This window comes from Sinomonas sp. T428B (assembly GCF_056780155.1).
On the sequence record NZ_JBRAZR010000001.1, the window covers coordinates 969,609 to 988,886 of the forward strand.

15 protein-coding genes are annotated in these 19,278 nt (G+C 68.5%); 6 read left to right on the forward strand and 9 right to left on the reverse strand.

Features of this window, described 5'->3' with window-relative positions; genetic code table 11:
• Positions 1 to 59 precede the first annotated feature (59 nt).
• Both ACUYMY_RS04530 and ACUYMY_RS04535 read left to right on the forward strand, forming a co-directional pair.
• Entirely contained in the window at positions 60 to 1,802 is a 1,743-nt protein-coding gene (locus ACUYMY_RS04530) for an ABC transporter ATP-binding protein (protein WP_481702431.1), read from the forward strand.
• An 89-nt stretch (positions 1,803 to 1,891) separates the two neighbouring features.
• The gene (locus ACUYMY_RS04535) at positions 1,892 to 3,838 is read left to right on the forward strand and encodes an ABC transporter ATP-binding protein (protein ID WP_481704959.1); all 1,947 of its coding nucleotides are present in this window, start codon (positions 1,892 to 1,894) and stop codon (positions 3,836 to 3,838) included.
• Between the two features lie 106 nt (positions 3,839 to 3,944).
• Here ACUYMY_RS04535 and ACUYMY_RS04540 read toward each other — a convergent pair whose 3' ends face one another.
• The 9 genes from ACUYMY_RS04540 to ACUYMY_RS04580 form a co-directional block, all read right to left on the reverse strand.
• Positions 3,945 to 5,039, reverse strand: coding sequence for a nitrilase-related carbon-nitrogen hydrolase (locus tag ACUYMY_RS04540; RefSeq protein WP_481702432.1), 1,095 nt, complete (start codon positions 5,037 to 5,039; stop codon positions 3,945 to 3,947).
• A 196-nt stretch (positions 5,040 to 5,235) separates the two neighbouring features.
• Complete coding sequence (locus tag ACUYMY_RS04545) at positions 5,236 to 6,237, reverse strand: LacI family DNA-binding transcriptional regulator (RefSeq protein ID WP_481702433.1); 1,002 nt, start codon at positions 6,235 to 6,237, stop codon at positions 5,236 to 5,238.
• Positions 6,238 to 6,386: 149 nt separating this feature from the next.
• Positions 6,387 to 7,100, reverse strand: a complete 714-nt coding sequence (locus ACUYMY_RS04550; RefSeq protein ID WP_481702434.1) for a gluconate 2-dehydrogenase subunit 3 family protein — start codon at positions 7,098 to 7,100, stop codon at positions 6,387 to 6,389.
• Positions 7,101 to 7,139: 39 nt separating this feature from the next.
• Positions 7,140 to 8,792 carry a GMC family oxidoreductase gene (locus ACUYMY_RS04555; protein ID WP_481702435.1) on the reverse strand — a complete coding sequence of 551 codons (1,653 nt, stop codon included), beginning with the start codon at positions 8,790 to 8,792 and terminating at the stop codon, positions 7,140 to 7,142.
• 43 nt (positions 8,793 to 8,835) lie between these two features.
• Positions 8,836 to 9,786, reverse strand: a complete 951-nt coding sequence (locus ACUYMY_RS04560; protein WP_481702436.1) for an aldo/keto reductase — start codon at positions 9,784 to 9,786, stop codon at positions 8,836 to 8,838.
• Between the two features lie 50 nt (positions 9,787 to 9,836).
• Complete coding sequence (locus ACUYMY_RS04565) at positions 9,837 to 10,847, reverse strand: ABC transporter permease (RefSeq protein WP_481702437.1); 1,011 nt, start codon at positions 10,845 to 10,847, stop codon at positions 9,837 to 9,839.
• An 88-nt stretch (positions 10,848 to 10,935) separates the two neighbouring features.
• Positions 10,936 to 12,516: a sugar ABC transporter ATP-binding protein gene (locus tag ACUYMY_RS04570; RefSeq protein WP_481702438.1), complete on the reverse strand. Its 1,581-nt coding sequence runs from the start codon at positions 12,514 to 12,516 to the stop codon at positions 10,936 to 10,938.
• 57 nt (positions 12,517 to 12,573) lie between these two features.
• Positions 12,574 to 13,662 (reverse strand): sugar ABC transporter substrate-binding protein, encoded by a 1,089-nt coding sequence (locus tag ACUYMY_RS04575; RefSeq protein WP_481702439.1) that lies wholly within the window; start codon positions 13,660 to 13,662, stop codon positions 12,574 to 12,576.
• A gap of 1,227 nt (positions 13,663 to 14,889) precedes the next feature.
• Positions 14,890 to 15,336: a pyridoxamine 5'-phosphate oxidase family protein gene (locus ACUYMY_RS04580; RefSeq protein WP_481702440.1), complete on the reverse strand. Its 447-nt coding sequence runs from the start codon at positions 15,334 to 15,336 to the stop codon at positions 14,890 to 14,892.
• 162 nt (positions 15,337 to 15,498) lie between these two features.
• Here ACUYMY_RS04580 and ACUYMY_RS04585 point away from each other — a divergent pair, with 162 nt between their 5' ends.
• The 4 genes from ACUYMY_RS04585 to ACUYMY_RS04600 are packed head-to-tail and all read left to right on the forward strand — an operon-like array spanning position 15,499 to position 19,270.
• A complete protein-coding gene (locus ACUYMY_RS04585; protein WP_481702441.1) occupies positions 15,499 to 15,801 on the forward strand; it encodes an urease subunit gamma in 303 nt (100 codons plus the stop codon).
• Positions 15,802 to 15,810: 9 nt separating this feature from the next.
• Positions 15,811 to 17,991, forward strand: coding sequence for an urease subunit alpha (gene ureC / locus ACUYMY_RS04590; RefSeq protein WP_481702442.1), 2,181 nt, complete (start codon positions 15,811 to 15,813; stop codon positions 17,989 to 17,991).
• A gap of 38 nt (positions 17,992 to 18,029) precedes the next feature.
• Positions 18,030 to 18,539 carry an urease accessory protein UreE gene (gene ureE / locus ACUYMY_RS04595; RefSeq protein ID WP_481702443.1) on the forward strand — a complete coding sequence of 170 codons (510 nt, stop codon included), beginning with the start codon at positions 18,030 to 18,032 and terminating at the stop codon, positions 18,537 to 18,539.
• 8 nt (positions 18,540 to 18,547) lie between these two features.
• Entirely contained in the window at positions 18,548 to 19,270 is a 723-nt protein-coding gene (locus ACUYMY_RS04600; protein ID WP_481702444.1) for an urease accessory protein UreF, read from the forward strand.
• Positions 19,271 to 19,278 lie beyond the last annotated feature (8 nt).

Genomic DNA, 19,278 nt, shown 5'->3' on the forward strand with positions numbered 1-19,278 from the left:
GGTCTAGTCTGGACTCGCCCCCACCGCCTGCCGGTGCGGGCCCGACGCGAAGGACTTCGATGCTCCTCACCCTCATCCGGCGCTACAGCGCCCGCTATTGGGCGTGGATCCTCGCCGTGGTCGTGTTCCAGCTCGCCACGACGATCGCCACGCTCTACCTGCCCAGCATCAACGCCCAGATCATCGACCAGGGCGTGGCCCGCGGCGACACGGACTACATCTGGGGCCAGGGCGGGCTCATGCTCGGCGTGGCCCTGACCCAGGTCGCCACGGCGATCGCCGGCGTGTACTTCGGCTCGAAGACGGCGATGGCGTTCGGCCGCGACCTGCGCCAGGCCGTGTTCCGCAAGGTCACCTCGTTCTCGGCGCAGGAGGTCCAGTCCTTCGGCGCGCCGACGCTCATCACACGCGGCACGAACGACGTCCAGCAGGTCCAGATGCTCCTCCTCATGGCCCTGAACTTCATGGTCTCGACCCCGATCATGTGCATCGGCGGCATCATCATGGCCCTGCGCGAGGACCTCGGTCTCTCGTGGCTCGTGTGGGTCTCGGTGCCGGTCCTGTTCGGGATCGTCGGCTACCTCGTGTACCTGCTCCTGCCGCTCTTCCGCGGGATGCAGCAGAAGATCGACGGGATCAACGGCGTGCTGCGCGAGCAGATCATGGGCATCCGCGTGGTGCGGGCCTTCGTCCGCGAGCCCTACGAGGAGGGCCGCTTCGCCGAGGCCAACCGGGCACTGACCGAGGTCTCGCTCCGGGTCGGGGCGATCTTCGTGCTCATGTTCCCGATCATCATGATGCTCCTGCACCTCGCCACGGCCGCGGTGCTGTACTTCGGCGGGCAGCGCGTGGACGCGGGGCAGATGCAGGTCGGCTCGCTCACCGCGTTCCTCCAGTACCTCCTGCAGATCCTCATGGCCGTCATGATGGGCACCTTCATGGCCATGATGATCCCGCGCGCCTCGGTGTGCGCCGACCGCATCGGCGAGGTGCTCGGCGTCGTGCCCGCGATGGAGGCGCCCGCCGAGCCGCTCGTCCCGCAGCGGCGCGAGGGAGTCGTCGAGTTCCGCGACGTGTCCTTCCGGTACCCGGGCGCGGAGGCGCCTGTGCTCTCGGGGCTGAGCTTCACCGCCCGGCCGGGGGAGACGCTCGCGATCATCGGCGCCACCGGCTCAGGCAAGTCCACCCTGCTCTCGCTCATCCCGCGGCTCTACGACGCCGGCGGCGGCCAGGTGCTGCTCGACGGCGTGCCCGTGGACCGGATGCCGCGCTCCGAGATCACCTCGCGCGTGGCCATGGTGCCGCAGCGCCCGTACCTGTTCTCCGGCACCGTCGAGCACAACCTGCGCTTCGGCCGGCAGGAGGCGTCCGACGGCGAGCTGTGGGAAGCGCTCGAGGTCGCCCAGGGCGCGGACTTCGTGCGCGAGAAGCCCGCGGGGCTCGGCGCGCGGATCGCCCAGGGCGGCACGAACGTCTCGGGCGGGCAGCGGCAGCGGCTGTGCATCGCACGGGCCCTCGTCGCGAGGCCCGCCGTCTACCTCTTCGACGACTCCTTCTCGGCCCTCGACGTCGCGACCGACGCGCGGCTGCGCCGGGCCCTGCACGCGCACACGCGCGACGCGACCGTGATCATCGTGGCCCAGCGGGTCTCGACGATCGTCGACGCCGACCAGATCCTCGTGCTCGACGGCGGGCGGATCGTGGACCGCGGAACGCACGAGGAGCTGCTCGAGACGAGCCCGACGTACCAGGAGATCGTGCAGTCGCAGATCTCCGCCGAGGAAGTGGGGGAGATCGCGTGAGCCCGGAGAAGGCAGAGAAGAAGCCTCATCCGCAGCCCGAGGACGAGCTCCTCGAGGAGGAGTACCGCCCGACCGAGGCCGACGGCGGGATGTTCGGGGACCTGCCCGCGAAGAAGGCCAAGAACTTCGGGCCGAGCGCGAAGCGGCTCATGGGCCTGCTGCGCCCCGAGCGGGCCCAGATGGCCGTCGTGGTCGCGTTCATCCTCGTCTCCGTGGTGCTGACGGTCATCGCGCCGAAGGTCCTCGGCCAGGCCATGGACGTCATCTTCTCGGGCGCGATCGGCAAGCAGATGCCCGCCGGCGCCTCGAAGGAGCAGGTCGTCGAGGGCCTCCGGGCCCAGGGGCAGGGCAACTTCGCGGACATGCTCGCAGGAATGGACCTCGTGCCCGGGCAGGGGATCGACTTCGGCCGCCTGACGTTCCTCATCGCCGTCGTGCTGCTCATGTACTCGGTGGCCGGGGTGTTCATGTGGGCCCAGGGCTACCTGCTCAACCGGCTCGTCATGCGGGTCATCTACCGGCTGCGGCAGGACGTCGAGGCCAAGCTCAACCGGCTCCCGCTCGGCTACTTCGACACCCGCCAGCGCGGCGACGTGCTCTCCCGGGTGACCAACGACGTCGACAACATCCAGCAGGGCCTGCAGCAGGCGTTCTCGCAGCTGCTCTCCTCGGTCCTGCAGGTGCTCGGCATCGTCGTGATGATGTTCATCGTCTCGTGGCAGCTGGCCCTCATCGCCCTCATCGCGCTGCCGCTCTCCGGCGTCGTCGCGGGCGTGATCGGCGCGCGCAGCCAGAAGCTGTTCCAGGCGCAGTGGAAGAACACGGGCGCGCTCAACGGCCAGATCGAGGAGTCCTTCTCGGGCCACGACCTCGCGACCGTGTTCGGGCGCCAGACGGACATGGTCGAGCGCTTCGATGCGAAGAACGAGGAGCTCTACCGCGCCTCGTTCGGGGCGCAGTTCGTCTCCGGCATGATCTTCCCGGTGATGAACTGGGTGAGCTACCTCGCCTACGTGGGCATCGCCGTCGTGGGCGGCCTGCGCGTCGCGGCCGGGCAGATGACCCTCGGGGATGCGACGGCGTTCATCCAGTACTCGCGCGAGTTCACCCAGCCGCTCGGGCAGATCGCGGGCATGGCCAACATGCTCCAGTCCGGCGTGGCCTCCGCCGAACGGACCTTCGAGCTGCTCGACGCCGAGGAGGAGGAGCCCGAGACGCCGACGGGCCACCTGCCCGAGGCCACCGACGGGCACGTCGACTTCGAGCACGTGACCTTCTCCTACTCGCCCGACCAGCCGCTCATCGAGGACCTCTCGCTCACGGCCGAGCCCGGGCACACGGTCGCGATCGTGGGACCGACGGGCGCGGGCAAGACGACGCTCGTGAACCTCGTGATGCGCTTCTACGAGATCTCCTCGGGCCGGATCCTGCTCGACGGCGTGGACATCCGCGACCTCTCCCGGGCCGAGCTGCGCTCCAAGGTGGGCATGGTGCTCCAGGACGCGTGGCTCTTCCGCGGCACGATCTACGAGAACATCCGCTACGGCAACCTCGAGGCGACCGAGGCGGAGGTCATGGCCGCGGCCAAGGCCACCTACGTGGACCGGTTCGTGCGCGCGCTGCCGGACGGCTACCAGACGGTGATCGACGAGGAGGGCTCGAACATCTCCGCCGGCGAGAAGCAGCTCATCACGATCGCGCGGGCCTTCGTGTCCAACCCGTCGCTGCTGATCCTCGACGAGGCGACCTCGTCCGTGGACACGCGCACCGAGCTGCTCGTGCAGAAGGCCATGCGGGCGCTGCGGACCGACAGGACGTCCTTCGTGATCGCTCACCGGCTCTCGACCATCCGCGACGCGGACACGATCCTTGTCATGGAGGCCGGGCGCATCGTCGAGCAGGGCAGCCACGAGGAGCTGCTCGCCCGCGGCGGGGCGTACCACCGGCTGTACAGGAGCCAGTTCGCCGGCGGCCACGACCTGGAGGCGGAGGAGGCCGCGGCGACGGCGGGGGCGCCCACCTTTCAGGAGAAGTAGCGGTCGGGGGGATGGCCGGCCCGCCAGGGCTGCCATCCCCGGCATGGGGAGGGGCCGGGCGGCGCGTCGTGCGCCGCCCGGCCCCTCCCCATGACCCCTGATCGCGTCAGTTCTTCGCGTACCCCGTGGGCGGGGTCAGCACGCCCCGCTCGATCAGCTTCTCGATGTTGGCAGCGCGGGTCGAGTCCTCCCGGGCCAGCCAGTCCTCGGCCGGAGGAGCGTCCAGGTACTGGTTCTTCGGGTAGATCGGGTTGTCGTAGATCACCCGGTACTGCTCGGTGCGGAGGTCCTTGAACTGGTTGTACAGGCCGTTCGCCACGCGGGCCCGGCGAAGGGCCTCGATGTCGATGGTCGTGCAGACGAACGAGTCGCCCGTGGTCCAGCCCCTCTGCTGCGTGAGGACCTGCCCTCTGGGCCCGACGATCATCGACTGCCCGCCGAACAGGTCCTGCACGCCGCCGTCCTCGCGGTACTCGGGGCCCAGGTTAGGAGCGACGACGTAGGCGGAGTTGAACATGGCGTGGGCGCGGTTCTGCAGTTCCCACATGCCGTTCTGAACGGCCGGCTCGATCAGCGTCGGGCGGATGATGATTTCTGCCCCGTTCATTGCGAGGCCGCGGACGACCTCGGGATAAACTCCCTCATGGCAGATGGCAATTCCGATATTGCCGATCTCGGTCTTCGCCACAGGGAAAATGGCGTCCATGGGGTTGCCATTCCCCTTCTTCTCGATCCACTCGTCCCACACATCGTGCGGATTCATGTTTCCGAGCATTCCGCCCTCATAGGCGTCGCTCGTGGCCTTGTAGCGCTTGTAGACGATTTCACCCTGAGGGTCGATGATGAAAGCGACGTTGAAATGGCGGTCGGGGAAGTCGTCGTCCTTGACCATGTAGAGCTCGGCCGCGATGTACGTGTTGAGCTCGACGGCCTTCTTCGCCAGCTCGTCCGTCTCGGGGCCGGGGATCGTCACGGCAAAGTGGCGCTCCGCCTCGCGGTTCCCGGGAGTGTTGGCGATCATGCCCTGGATCGCCATCTCAGGAAGGACGACGAGCTTGACGGGTGAGCCTTCCCAGGCTCCCACCATCACAGCGGTGTCGATGAATTCATTGATGCGCTTGACGTTGGCGACGCCGTCTCCGGGGTTCTTCACGTTGAAGGTCCGCGGCGATACAGCCACAACGACGAATGGGTCGATCATGATTTTCTCTTTCTCTTCTTTGAGGCAAGACGCGAAACGGAGAAACGTTCAGCGTCTCCGAGTTAGCGCTAACTCAGCATAATCACGTGATTTGGGAGTATGCAAGACCTTTGGAGGTCTCAGATTTCTTGGAACAAGGCTGGGGAGGCCTCGCTTGAACCAGGCGCGCCTTCAGGAGGTGCGCAGGCAGGAGGAATCAGCGCCGACTGCGCGGGGGCGCCGTCGTTTCCCGGACGACGAGGCGCGATTCGATGAGAGGGATGTCGCCCTCAGCTTCATCCTTGATCATGGCCAGGATGCGGGCGACGGCGACGTGGCCGATGGCCTCGAAATCCAGCGTCACAGTGGTGAGCGCCGGTCGGAAGTACGGGGCTTCCTTGATGTCGTCGAAGCCGACGACGCTGACATCGTCCGGTACGGACAATCCCGCTTCGTCCAAGGCCTTGATGAGGCCCAGGGCGAACGGATCATCAGCGCAGAACACCGCGGTCACATCCTTCTGAGCGACCAACGGGGCCAACTCCCGCCCTGCCCGGTACCCCTCGGCCGCGGACCAGTCGGACGTCTCCAGCGGCGGGGGAGCGGCCCGCCCGGCCGCCCCCAACTCTTCCGCCCAGCCCCTGACACGAGCGGTGGTCGCCATCCAGCCCGGTGGGCCTTGGATGTGCCACACCGTCTCATGGCCCAGCTCCAGCAGGTGCCGCACCGCCATCCGCGCGCCACCCACCTCGTCGACCGACACGCTCGTCGGGCTCGGAGCAGACCCCTGCTGGAAGGTCACCACCGGGACATCGATGTCCAGCCCCTCGAGGACCGACAAGGCGTCGTAGAGGGGGGCGAGGACGACCACGCCGTCCACCGTATCCGAGTTGATCGAGTCGAAGGCGGCCTTGATGACCTTCTTCTCGAGCGATCCCAGCGTGACCAGACGCGTCGCGTAGCCGTGCTTCCGCGCCTCCTCCGAGATGCCGTACAGGGCTACCGTCGGGCCGAGGACGGACAGCTCGAAGCTGACGACTCCGATCGTCATGGTCCGGTTGCTGGCCAAGGCGGCGGCGGCCGGGTTCCGCCGGTAGTGGAGCTGTTCGATGGCGTGCTCGACGCGTTCGCGGATCTCAGGGGCCACGTTGGAGGCTCCCCGGACAACCCGCGACACGGTCTGCTGCGACACGCCCGCAAGCCGGGCGACGTCGATCATGCGAGGACCCTTGGACCGTGAGGCCAACCTCTCCCCGCGCCCATTGGTGGTCCGGGTTTCGGAATGGGCGGGCGTCTGGGTCACCACCTCATTATGCCCGCCCTGCCGGTCCGGGCCGATGAGGACGGCGCCTGAGGGTCGGCGCGGTGTCAGGGCCGCCGGTACTTCAGGACCTCTGGATGCTGGTCGTACGGCCACTCTGCCCCCTCAACCATGTACTTCCGGGTCGTGTAGCTTCCGTCCATCGTCGCGGCGAGCGATGGTGGCCCATCGAAACCGATGACGCCCCACCCGATCCTGTTCTCGTTGCCGCCGTAGACTGGGTCGCCGTAGAAGCCCTGACGTGTGTTGAGGACCAGCAGCGGGAAGAACTCCAGGAAGTCCTCGTTGACCGGCTGGTTGCCGGCAGGTGCCCCGCCGAGGCCGAGGTCCACATGCGCCAGGGAATAGGGCTTCGGCTTCGGCTGGCCGGACAGTGCCTCGAGCACCGCATCCTGGTCTTCCTCGGTGAGCTCCACGAATTGGGCATCCGCCCTCTCCTTCGCGAGGCGGTCCAGCTCGACGATGCCCTCGCGGTAGAACTGCCGCCGCTGCTTGATCCGCTCCTGCCAGGCCGCCTCGTCACGCCCCTCCATCTTGAGGAAGCCATTCCCGTCGGCGGCGGGGAAGATGAACTGCGTCCCGGCCAGCATCCGGTCGATGAAGCGGACCACCTTGGCCTCGCGGGCGCCCGGATGATGGTCAGTGGGGATGATGCGCGCCGTCGCGGCCTCGATGGTGTTCCACTCGTGTTCGGTGAAGAAGATCGGGCCCTCGACGTCCCGTGTGGAGATGGGCACCGTGGCCCACTCAGCCTGTCCCATGTGACATCTGTCCTTTCGTATCGGGTGCCGGCGTGCGGCTCAGTTCTTGCTCCAGCCGTGGCGGTCGACCTGGAGGATGCGGTCCGAGCACCGCCAGGCATTGGCCATGATGGTCAGCGCGGGGTTGATGCCCGTGGCCGTGGGGAAGAAGCTCGCGTCGAAGACGTAGAGGTTGGGCACCTCGTGCGAGCGGCACCAGCGGTCGACGACGGAGCTCGCCGGGTCGTTGCCCATGCGGCACGTGCCGAGCTCGTGGGAGGTGTTGCCGGTGATGCGTTCCATGTTCACGGGAATCACCTTCTTCGCCCCGGCCGCCTCGAGGATCTCCCCGTTCTTGGCGACCTGCCACCGCTCCTGGGCGAAGTCGTTGGCGTGCGGCGTGTGCGTGATGCGGGCGACCGGCAGGCCCCAGGCGTCCTTGACGTTCGGGTCGAGATCAACGCGGTTGTCCTCGACCGGCAGATCATGCAGGAGGACGCCGATCTTCATGCTGTGGTTGAAGTACTTCCTGTCGGCATCCTTGGCCGCCTGGCCCCAGGTGGGCCGGCCCGGGAAGCTCCAGTTCACGGGGTGGCCGATCATCGACGGGAAGATGAGCGACCCGAGGATGTGCCCGCGGCTCTCGTCCGTCTCGTAGAAGTCGAACGAGCACAGGCTCATGTAGTGCCCCGCCCAGCCGTACAGGGGGTCGCTGACCTCGCGGTCGAACAGGCCCACCGAGAAGGAGTACTGGTGGAAGGTGGCGTTCTTGCCGACCATGCCGCTGCCGTTGCCGAGGCCGTCCGGGAAGAGCCCGGACTTCGACATGAGCAGCAGGCGCGGCGTCTCGATGCCTCCGCCGCAGACGATGACGGCCTTGGCGTGCTGCACGAACTCGTCGCCGTCCTCGTCCTGGTAGCGGACGCCGGTGGCGCGGCCGTCCTTGCCGACGAGGATCTCGCTGACGTAGGAATCGGGGCGGAGGTCGTAGCGGCCCGTGGCGATCGCGTCGGGGATGAAGCTGATCAGGGTGGAGGACTTGCCGCTGCCGGGGTCCGGGTACTGCTGCCAGAAGCCGTTCTCGCTGAAGGGCTGGCGGCCGCGGTAGGGCTCCGTGACCATGCCTTGGGGCATGGGGAAGGTGCTGTGGCCGAGCTTGGACATCGCCGTGGCGAAGGTGCGGCCGATCTGGCTCAGCGGCGAGGGCTTGGTCGGGTAGCCGCGGCTGCGCCACGCCTCCCACTTGTTCGCCCCGGCCAGGCCCGAGGTGCCGAACTCCCATTCGACCCGCGTGTAGTACGGCTCGAGCTCGTCGTAGGAGATCGGCCAGTCGACGAGGCTCGCGCCCTCGACGTCGCCGTGCAGGCTGCGGAGCTTGAAGTCGCTCTCCGCCATCCGCGGCACCATGCCGCCCCAGTGCGTGGTGCCGCCGCCGACCACCTGAGGGGTTGCGGAGAAGTTCGTGATCTCGGCTTCGACCTTGTCGTTCGGCCGGTAGGTCCGCGGCTTCACCTTGGGGTCCTGCCAGATGAAGTTGCGGTTGAGGAACTTCAGCTCATCTCCCGAGGCGTGCTCTGGCTTGAGCCACGGCCCTCGCTCGAGGCCCACGACCCGCAGGCCAGCCTCGGACAGCACCTTTGCTGCCGTGGCCCCTCCCGCCCCGGCGCCGACGATGACGACGTCGACCGGCTCGGGCTGCTTCTTCCTAGTCATTGCTCTTGGTTCCTTTCATGGATGCGTGGGGTGGGGTGCGCGCTCAGGCGGCTGCGGCCTCGAGGCCGTGCCGCCCCACCCGGGCCAGGGGCAGGAGCTCGTTCCAGAGCTCCTCGGGGATGTCATGGCTCAGGAGCTCGACGGTCGCCTCGACCCGGCTCGGCTGCGACATGCCGACGATGGTGGAGGCGACGCGCTCGTCACGCACCGAGAACTGGAGCGCCGCGGCGGCCAGCGGCACGCCGTACTGGGCACACAGCGCCTCCATGCGCAGCACGCGGTCGATCGTGGCCTGGTCCACTGGGGCGTAGCAGTAGCGCGGCACGGCTCGCGGTCCCTTGACGAGCATGCCGCCGCCGAACGGAGCCGCGTTGACGAAGGCGACCCCGCGGCGGGCCGCGTCGTCCAGGAGCGGCTCCGCGGTCTGCTCCACGAGCGTGTAGCGGTTGTGGCTGATGACGGCGTCGAAGGCATCGGTGGCGAGGTACTGCAGCTCGAGGTCGATCGGGCCGCCGGCCACGCCCAGGTGCTGGATCACGCCCTGGTCGCGGAGGTCGATGAGGGCCTCGAGCGGCCCGCCCTTCGCCACGCCCTCCTCGAAGGAGATCTTCTCGGGGTCGTGCAGGTAGACCAGCTGCAGCTTGTCGAGGCCCAGCCGCTCCAGGCTTTCCTCGACGGACCGGCGGACGCGGTCGCCGGAGAAGTCGGTCGTGCCGGGGATGGGGTCCACCTTGGTGGCGACCACGAACCCCTCCGGGATGCCGCCGCGCTCGGCGATCGCCCGGCCGATGCGCTCCTCGCTGGCGCCGCCGCCGTACTCGTTGGAGGTGTCGATGAACGTGAACGGCCCGTCGAAGACCCGGTGGATCGTGGCGACGGCCGTGTCCTGGTCGACCTCGTAGCCGTACTGGGCGGGGAAGCTCCCCAGGGCGCTCGTGCCGACGCAGATTTCAGAGACGGCCAGGTCGGTGTGGCCGAAGGGACGAGTGGACATGGGTACCTGCTTTCGTGCTGGTGGTCGGGGGACGGGGAGACCGCGCCGGGCTAGGCCGTGCCGGTCCGGAGTACGTGTTTGGAGAAGAACGCCGAGATGCGCCGGACGCCGCCTGCACTCGAGAGGAAGACCGCGAGGATGATCACCGCGCCCTTGATGACCAGCTGCGGCTCCGACGAGATGCCGACCAGGTTCATGATGTTGATGATCGTCGTCAGGATGAACACGCCGATCACTGCGTTCAGGGGGTCGCCCTTGCCGCCCATGAGAGAGGCTCCGCCGACCACGACGGCGGCGATCGCGTCAAGCTCGTAGCCGACACCGATCAACGAGCTCCCCTGCCGCAGCTGGGCCGCGGCGACCAGGCCGGCCAAACCGGCGAGCAGGCCCGAGATCGTGTACGTGACGATCAGGTTGCGCGCCACCGGCAGACCGGAGAGCCGGGAGGCCTCCGGGTTGCCGCCGATGGCGTACAGGGAGCGGCCGAAGGTCGTGTACTTCGCCACCAGCGCCGCGGCGACCGCGACCACGATGAAGATCAGCACGGGGTTGCGCACGCCGAGGAACGACCCCCGCGAGAAGGCCTGGATGAAGCCCTGGTCGCGGATCTCGATCAGGCTGGTCGACTGGATGATGTAGCTGAAGCCCTTGACGGCGCTCATCATGGCGAGGGTGGCGATGAACGGAGGGATGTTCAGCCACACGACGAGGACGCCGTTGATCAGGCCCGCGGCCGCGCAGCAGGCCAGGACGAAGACCACTGAAGCTCCAGCGGGCATTCCTGCCTGGAGCGTCAGTGCTGTGAGCACGGTGGACATAGCCAGGATCGACCCGACGGAGAGGTCGATGCCGCCAGTCAGGATGACGAAGTACTGGCCGATGGCGAGGACGACGACGATCGAGGCGGCGGTGATGACGTTCTCCGCATTGCGGAGCGTCAGGAAGTCGTCCGAGACGTAGTAGCCGACCGCGACGATGGCGAGGAGCACCAGGATGAGGTAGCTCTTCGGCAGGGCTCGGAGGGCTGCGCCGCGCAGGCGCCTGCTGACGTTGGGTGTCATCGGTGGGGCGTCACTCCTCTGGGGCAGAGGCGACAAGGTCCGGGACATGGGTGTCCTCCTGAAGTGGAATCTGAGGGGAAGGGGGCCGTCAGGCGAAGCGCTCGAGGATGGCGTTGCCGGAAGGGTCGATCTCGTCGTGGTCGAGTTCTGCGACGACTCGGCCGCGCGCCATCACGAGGACGCGGTCGCACATCATCGCCTCGGTGATCTCCGAACTCGCCACGACGACGGTTCCGCCCGCCTTGGCGAACTCGCGGAGGAGCTCGTACATGTCCTCCTTGGCGCCCACGTCAACGCCGCGGGTGGGCTCGTCGCAGACGAGGATGCGCGACTGGCGGACGAGCCAGCGGGCCAGGATGGCCTTCTGCTGGGTGCCGCCGCTCAGCGTCTTGAGCGGCTGGTTGACCCCGGAGACCTTCATGCCCAGCCGGGCGATCATCTCCCCGGCAACCCCGCGCTCCCGCCGGGACTGAATCACGCTCAGGCGGCTGAACTGCGGAAGGCTGGCCAGCGTGATGTTGCCGGCGACGCACATCTCGGGAATGAAGCCCGCCGCCTTGCGGTCCTGCGGCAGCAGGCCGATGCCGCGGCGGATCGCGTCGCGCGGGGCGCGGAAGTCTGCGGCCTTCCCGTCGACCCGGATCTGGCCGGAGGTCCGCTTCCGCGCGCCCGCGATGAGGCCCGCCAGCTCCGACTGTCCGCTGCCGATGAGCCCCGAGATTCCGAGGACTTCGCCCTCGCGCAGCTCGAACGACACGTTGTCGACGTGCCCGTGCTCTGACAGGTCCCGGGCGGAAAGGATGACCTTCTCCTGGGGGCCGGCGCCGAGCCGCGGCGAGCGCTCGCCGCGGAGCGCTGCGTCCGCGATCGATCCTTCCAAACTCTTCCCGACCATCGCCGTCACGACGTCGGCGGGCTTCGAGTCCAGGGTCTTCAAGTCGGCGGCGTTAACCCCGTCGCGGAGCACCGTCACGGCGTCGCAGAGCGAGAACAGCTCGTCCATGCGGTGCGAGATGTACAGGAGCGTCACCCCCTGCGCGGAAAGCGAGCGGAGCACGGTGAAGAGGCGTTCGACGTCGGGCAGCGGCAAGGTCGAGGTCGGCTCGTCCAGCAGCAGGACCCGGGCGTCCTTGTGCAGTGCCTTCGCGAGTTCCACCGCCTGCTGCTCCGCGGTCGAGTAGCTGCCGACGGGACGCCGGACGTCGAGGTCGAAGCCCACCCTGTCCAGGGCGATCCGGGCCTGCTGCTGCATTTTCTGCCAGTCGACGGCGGCGCCTCCCCGTCGGGGGAGCTGGCCCAGGAAGATGTTCTCGGCCACTGACAGCGACGGCACGAGCGAGAGCTCCTGGTAGATGGTGTGGATACCGGCACGCTGGGCATCCGTCGGATCCCGGAACCGCTGGAGCTCCCCGCCGAGTCGGATCGAACCTGAATCCGGGGACTCGGCGCCGGAGAGGATCTTGACGAGAGTGGACTTGCCGGCCCCGTTCTGTCCAGCGAGCGCGTGGATGGACCCGCGGCGGACGCTGAAGCTCACACCTTTGAGCGCTTGTACGCCGGGGTACGACTTCGTCACGCCGTCGAGCTGGAGCTCCAGGGCGCCGGAGGTGGTTTTCCTTGTCGTGTCGTCAGCAGTGACTTCCACGGGTGCCGGGTTGTGGGCGAGCATAGATGTTCCTTACATACGGTGGACGGAGGGGCCGACTGAGGGGTGGTGTCCCAGGCCTCAGTCCTTGGCGCGGACGTACGTCTCCGTCGGCACGTAGTAGTCGGCGGCATTGGCAGGCGTGACGACGGTGGTATCGATGTAGTGGGTCTTGTCGGCACACTTCGACTGGTCCCCGTTGAAGGCGGCGAGCGCCATCTGGACCGCCGTCGCCCCCTGATCCCACGGCTGGTTGGACGCGTCGGCCTGCAGCGGGCCCTTCGGGTCGTCGACCATTTCCTTGATGGCACCCATGCCACCGTCGTAGCTGGCCATGATGATCCCGTCGCCCCACAGGCCGGCCTGCTGCAGGCCTTGAACGATGCCGCCGTGCATGACGTCGCTCATGCTGTAGACGACCTTGATGTCGCGGTTGGCGGTCGCGACGTCCCTGATCGGGGCGAGCGCCTTGTCGGGCTTCCACTCGCCGTACTTGGTCTCGAGCAGCACGCTCTTCACGCCCGGGTGCTTGTCCATGACGCGGTTCCAGCCCGCCACGAAGCCGTTGAAGCGAAGGTCCGTCAGCACATCGCCGGGGAAGCCCCCGATGCCGACGATCTTGATCTCGCCCTTGTCTCCATACTTCTCGAGCGCCTGCTGTGCTGCCACTTCTCCGGCGAGCGAGCCAGTGTGCTCCTGGTCCTCTGCGACGTAGCAGAACAGGTCGGGGACGAGGGACTTGTCAAGATTCGAGTTGACGGTCACGAGCGGGATGCCCGCGTCCTTGAGCGCCTGCACCGAGGGCCCGACGCCGATCGGGTCGTTGGGATTCATCACCACGACGTCCACACCTTTGGTGATGAGCGTCTGTACGTCAGCGTTCTGCCGGACGGTATCGCCGTTGGCATCCAGCAGCTCGATGCGCGCTCCGATCTTTCCGGCCTCGGACTGGCCGCCGTCCACGAGCGTCTTCCACCAGTCGCTGCCGCTGATGCCCCGCTGGCTCCAGCCGATGACGAGGCCCTTGCCGCTGGACTTCTCCGCCTCGTCGGCGGCGCTGGCGCTGCCCTTGCAGCCAGTCAGGCCGAGTGCGGCGAGGGTGAGCACGGAAACCGCAGCTGCTCCCGCGAGACCACGGCGCTTGAGGGTTCCAGAGGGAGTTCTACGCATGGACAACACTTCCTTGTGCTTGGGGGAAAGGCCCCGCCATCGGGGCGTTGCATAAGAATGTACAGGGTGAGTTAGCGCACTATCAAGAGTTTTTTGAGGACGAGTTTTGGTTAGCGGCTCACGCGCCTCAAAGCCTGAAAACCCCTGACTTCTTGCCACTTGAAAGCCCCAAGCCTTGAACATCGCTACCGCCGTTGGGCCGTGGGTGAACGCTAAACCGAGACCTCTGGGATGCAGGGGGATGGCAACCCCACCTCGTCGCCCTGTCGCCGTGCCCGTGGGCCAGGTTCGCGCGGGCGCGCCGGCTCAGGGCCAGCCCGTCCGTATCCAGGACTGGCTGCAGGGCCCGGCCGGAACGCTGCGCGGGCTGAAGGAAGGCCCCGGAAGCAGGGAAACCATGGACGCAATGAGGGCAAACGACAGGCACGAGCTCGAACGGCTCCGGCGGGCGAACGAGGCCCTCCGGGCCCGCTGGAAGTCCGAGACAGCGGTGGACAATCTGGGAAAGGCTTCCGCGCTCTTGGAGCCCCACGCCACCCGAAGCCCGGGCCGAGGCCGGCGAGCGTGAACGCGACCGCCTCCTCGAGCAGCCACAAGCAATAACCCACGAGACTGTCGATGGAACTTGGGCATTGAAACTGCACTCTCCGGGGTGGACTATGGGGGGAGGCGGCTGGGAGCTCAAGAGAGGGGCTACTCATGCATGCCACGACCGTTCGCAGAGCCAATCAGCGGTGGCGGGAAATGATCGCTGGTGCGGCTCTGGCGTTCCTGATCGCAGTCGTCCCGACCTCGGTGCACGGGGCCGGCACGTCCAGTCCGCCCGCCTCGGCGGGCTCCGGCGAGCCAGACAGTGGAGCGGTCGCCAACATCGGCAACTGGCCCGACCCCATGTAGAGGCACCCCGGGGGCTGGAAATTTTCGACGGGGCTGGACCACGCGCGGCGCCTCGTCACGGTCGCGATCGCCAACCCCAGGGGTCAGGGCCAAGTCGGGCGGCGACGCCCAGGACCGGACGCTCAGCGTCTCGTCTGGGACGACCCACACGCCTCATCGTCGACGCCGGCGTGCAGATCGGCTGGTACGACGTCGTCGAAACCGCTCCCGGGTACCCGCCTTCCGGTACGCGAGCTTCATACCCGAAACGTGGGTGGGGTTAGGCGTCGGGGGCTGGTTCTCCGTGCACCATGGATTCGCCGGACGGCGAGTTGGCCATGGGGATCCTTCTCAGTAGTCGCGCACGACCGTGGTCTCAGGCTCCACGCCGAGCATGAAGTGGCGGCCCTCGACGTGCTCCGGGGTGATCTCGACGTAGAAGTTCTTGGGCGTCGGGAGCCACGAATCGATGCCCACCGACTCGGCGGCCTCGATCTCCTTCGAGGTCTCGAGCATCCTCGCCCTGCCCTTGACGACGACGCTCCACGCCTCGTCCTCCATGACGCCGTCCGCCTCGAAGGCCACGGTGGGGTTGATGACGAGCTCGGCGAGCTTCGTCCCCGGGATCGTGCGCACGTAGAGCTTCCCGTCGACGGCCTTGACGTTGATGGGCACAATGTCGAGCTCGCCTGCGGCATGAGTGGCCAGGCGGCCGTGCCTTGCGTGGGTCAGCAGCTCCCAGCTCTCGGCCTCGGTGAGGATGCGGACGGGATCGTCGTTGTCGTGGTCGAACAGCATGGTGTTCCCCTCCCTGTCCCAGCCATCGTAGGCTCGCCCCACCCCATGCGGAATGGACGGTTTGGCCTGGGCGAAGCCCGGGCTCTGCCAGCCTGCACGGACACACGCCCGAAACACGCCGGCCCTACGATCGGGATCCCAGACCGTCGAGCAAGGAGCGCCATGCGACTCAGCCCCCGCGAGCAGGAGAAGCTCATGATCGTCGTCGCCGCGGACCTCGCCCGGCGGCGTCAGGCCCGGGGGCTCAGGCTCAATTACCCCGAGGCGGTCGCGATCATCAGCTACGAGCTCATCGAGGGGGCGCGCGACGGCCGGACCGTCGCCGAGCTCATGAGCTGGGGCACCACGATCCTCACGCGCGAGGACGTCATGGACGGCGTGCCCGAGATGATCCACGACGTCCAGATCGAGGCCACCTTCCCCGACGGCACGAAGCTCGTGACCGTCCACGAGCCGATCCGCTAGGAGCAGCGCATGGCACACACCGATGGCACCGCCGTCCCGCTTTCCGGCCGGAACGTCCCGGGCCAGGTCATCGCCGCCGAGGGCCACATCGTGCTCAACGCTGGCCGGCCCGTGTCCGAGCTTGAGGTGACGAACACGGGCGACCGGCCCGTCCAGGTCGGCTCGCACTTCCACTTCGCCGAGGCCAACCGGGCCCTCGCCTTCGACCGGGCCGCGGCGCACGGACGTCGCCTCGACATCCCCGCGGGGACGGCAGTGCGCTTCGAGCCCGGCGACGCCAAGACCGTCCGGCTCGTGCCCCTCGGCGGCGCCCGAGAGGTGTACGGCCTGCGCAACCTGACCAACGCCCCCCTCGATCCCGCCGAGAGGGGGGCCGGCGCCGCCGAAATGGGGGCAGGTGACGCCGAGATGGGGTCGGCGCTTCCGAACCGGGCGATCCCGCGCGCCCAGTACGCCCAGCTCTACGGCCCCACGACGGGCGACCGGATCCGCCTCGGCGACACCGACCTGTACGCCGAGGTCGAGCGGGACATGACGGTCTACGGCGAGGAGGTCGTGTTCGGCGGCGGCAAGGTCCTGCGCGACGGCATGGGCCAGAACGGGCGCGCGACGCGCGACGGCGAGACGGGCGCCGCCGGCGGCCAGGCCGGCGTCGTGCGCGGGGAGGTGCCCGACACCGTGATCACGAACGCGCTCATCATCGACTACACGGGCATCTACAAGGCCGACGTCGCGCTGCGCGACGGCCACATCCAGGCCATCGGCAAGGCGGGGAACCCGCTCGTGCAGGACGGCGTGGATATCGTCGTGGGCGCCGCGACCGAGATCATCGCGGGCGAGCGGAAGATCCTCACGGCGGGCGGGATCGACACGCACATCCACTTCATCCACCCCGACCAGGTGCCCACGGCGCTCGCCTCGGGCGTGACGACCATGATCGGCGGCGGCACCGGCCCGGCCGAGGGGACCAAGGCCACGACGGTCACGCCGGGCGCGTGGCACATCAGCCGCATGCTCGAGGCCGCGGAGGGCCTGCCGGTCAACATCGGGCTCCTCGGCAAGGGGCACGCGTCCCGCACCGAGCCGCTCGCGGAGCAGATCGAGGCCGGCGCGATCGGGCTCAAGATCCACGAGGACTGGGGCGCGACGCACTCCTCGATCGACGCGTCGCTGCGCGTGGCCGACGAGTACGACGTCCAGGTCGCGATCCACACCGACACCCTCAACGAATGCGGCTTCCTCGAGGACACGGTCGCTGCGATCGGCGGCCGCGTCATCCACACCTTCCACACCGAGGGCGCCGGCGGCGGGCACGCGCCGGACATCATCGCGATCGCCGCGCAGCCGAACGTGCTTCCGGCCTCGACCAACCCGACCATCCCGTACACGCGCAACACCGCCGAGGAGCACCTCGACATGCTCATGGTGTGCCACCACCTGAGCCCGCAGATCCCCGAGGACGTCGCGTTCGCGGACTCCCGCATCCGCCCCGAGACCATCGCCGCCGAGGACGTGCTGCACGATCTCGGCGTCTTCTCGATCATGTCCAGCGACTCGCAGGCCATGGGCCGGGTCGGCGAGGTCATCACGCGCACGTGGCAGCTCGCCGACGCGATGAAGGCCCGGCGGGGGGTGCTTAGAGAGGACGACGGCGGGGAATCGCCTGCCGCCGACAACTTCCGGATCAAGCGCTACGTCGCGAAGTACACGATCAACCCGGCCCTCGCGCAGGGCATCGCGGACACGGTCGGCTCGGTCGAGGTGGGCAAGTTCGCGGACCTCGTCCTGTGGGACCCGGCGTTCTTCGGCGTCAAGCCGGACCTCGTGATCAAGGGCGGCACGATCGCGGCCTCGGTCATGGGCGACCCCGGGGCGTCGATCCCGACCCCGCAGCCGCAGACCCTGCGGACGGCCTTCGGCGCGTACGGGCGGAGCCTGCAGTCCTCCTCGATCACGTTCCTGCCCAAGGCCGCGATCGAGGCCGGCGTTCCCGAGCGGCTCGGGCTGCGCAAGCAGATCCGCGCCGTCGGCGGCATCCGCTCGCTCACGAAGGCGGACCTGCCGTTCAACGCCGCGATGCCCTCGATCGACGTCGACCCCGAGACGTACGAGGTGCGGGTCGACGGCGAGCTCGCCACGTGCGAGCCGGCCGAGACCCTGCCCCTCGCCCAGCGCTACTTCCTCTTCTGACCCCTCTACTTCCCCTTCTTCTTCCTCCGGAGGTCGCCATGATCGTCACCGAAGTCCTCGGCAACCTGCACGACGACGGAGCTGCCGCCGCCTACGCGGGCCGGCACCGCGAGCGGGTGGTGCTGCCGAGCGCTGACCTGGCCAAGCGGATCCAGCGGGTCCGCACCGACCACGGGACGGAGCTCGGGATCCGGCTGCCCGCCGGCTCGCCCGACCTGCGCGATGGGGACATCCTCGCGGCGCAGGAGCCGGGGGAGGGGACGCGCGGGAACGTCGTCGTGGTCTCGGTCGAGGGCACGGACGTGCTCGTCATCGCGCCGCGGACTATCGGCGAGGCCCTCTTCACGGCTCACTCGCTCGGGAACCGGCACCTCCAGGCCCAGTTCTTCGGCGCCGGGAGCGAGGTCGCGGGCGCCGCGGGCCAGGACGTCATGGTCTGCCAGTACGACCACACGGTGGCCGACTTCCTCGACGCCCACGGCGTCCCGTACCGGCGCGAGGAGCGGGTCATGGCCGTGCCGTTCCGCCACGCGTCGCACACGCACTGAGGTCTGCCGTGTCCATCGCCTCGCTTGCCGCGCTGCTGCAGCTCACCGACTCGGCCCTGCCGACCGGCGCGTTCAGCCATTCCTTCGGGCTCGAGGCGTACCTCGAGTCCGGCGAGGTGCACGACGAGGCGAGCCTCGCCGCCTGGCTCGAGGGCTTCCTCGCGACCCAGCTCACCTTCACCGACGCCGTCGCCGTCCGCCGCGCCCACCGCCTCGCCGAGATGGGGGCCTGTGACGCCGAGGTGGGGGCCAAGGACGCAGGACTCGGCGGCCTCCGCCAGCTCGACGCCGAGCTCACCGCCCTCCTCGTCCCCGCCCAGGTCCGGCAGGCGAGCATCCGCATGGGCCGGCGCCTGCTCGAGATCGCGGCGGAGAACTTCGCGTCCTACGCCGTCGCCTCCTACGCGTCGGACGTCGCCGCGGGCGCGTGCGTGGGCCACTACCCGGTCGCGTTCGCGCTAGCGGGCGCCGGCCAGGGGATCGACGAGGACATCCTCGTCGAGGCCTACCTGTACTCGACCCTCACGTCGCTGACCCAGAACGCCGTCCGCGCCATCCCCCTCGGCCAGCTCGCCGGCCAACGCGTCCTCGGCGCGCTCCGCGCCCACGTGCCCGCCGCCGTCGTCCGCTCCCGCACCACCGACCCGCGGCACTTCGGTGCCGCGGCACCGGCCCTCGAGATCCACCAGATGCGGCACGAGCACCAGCGCGCCCGCATGTTCGCAAGCTAGGAGAAGAG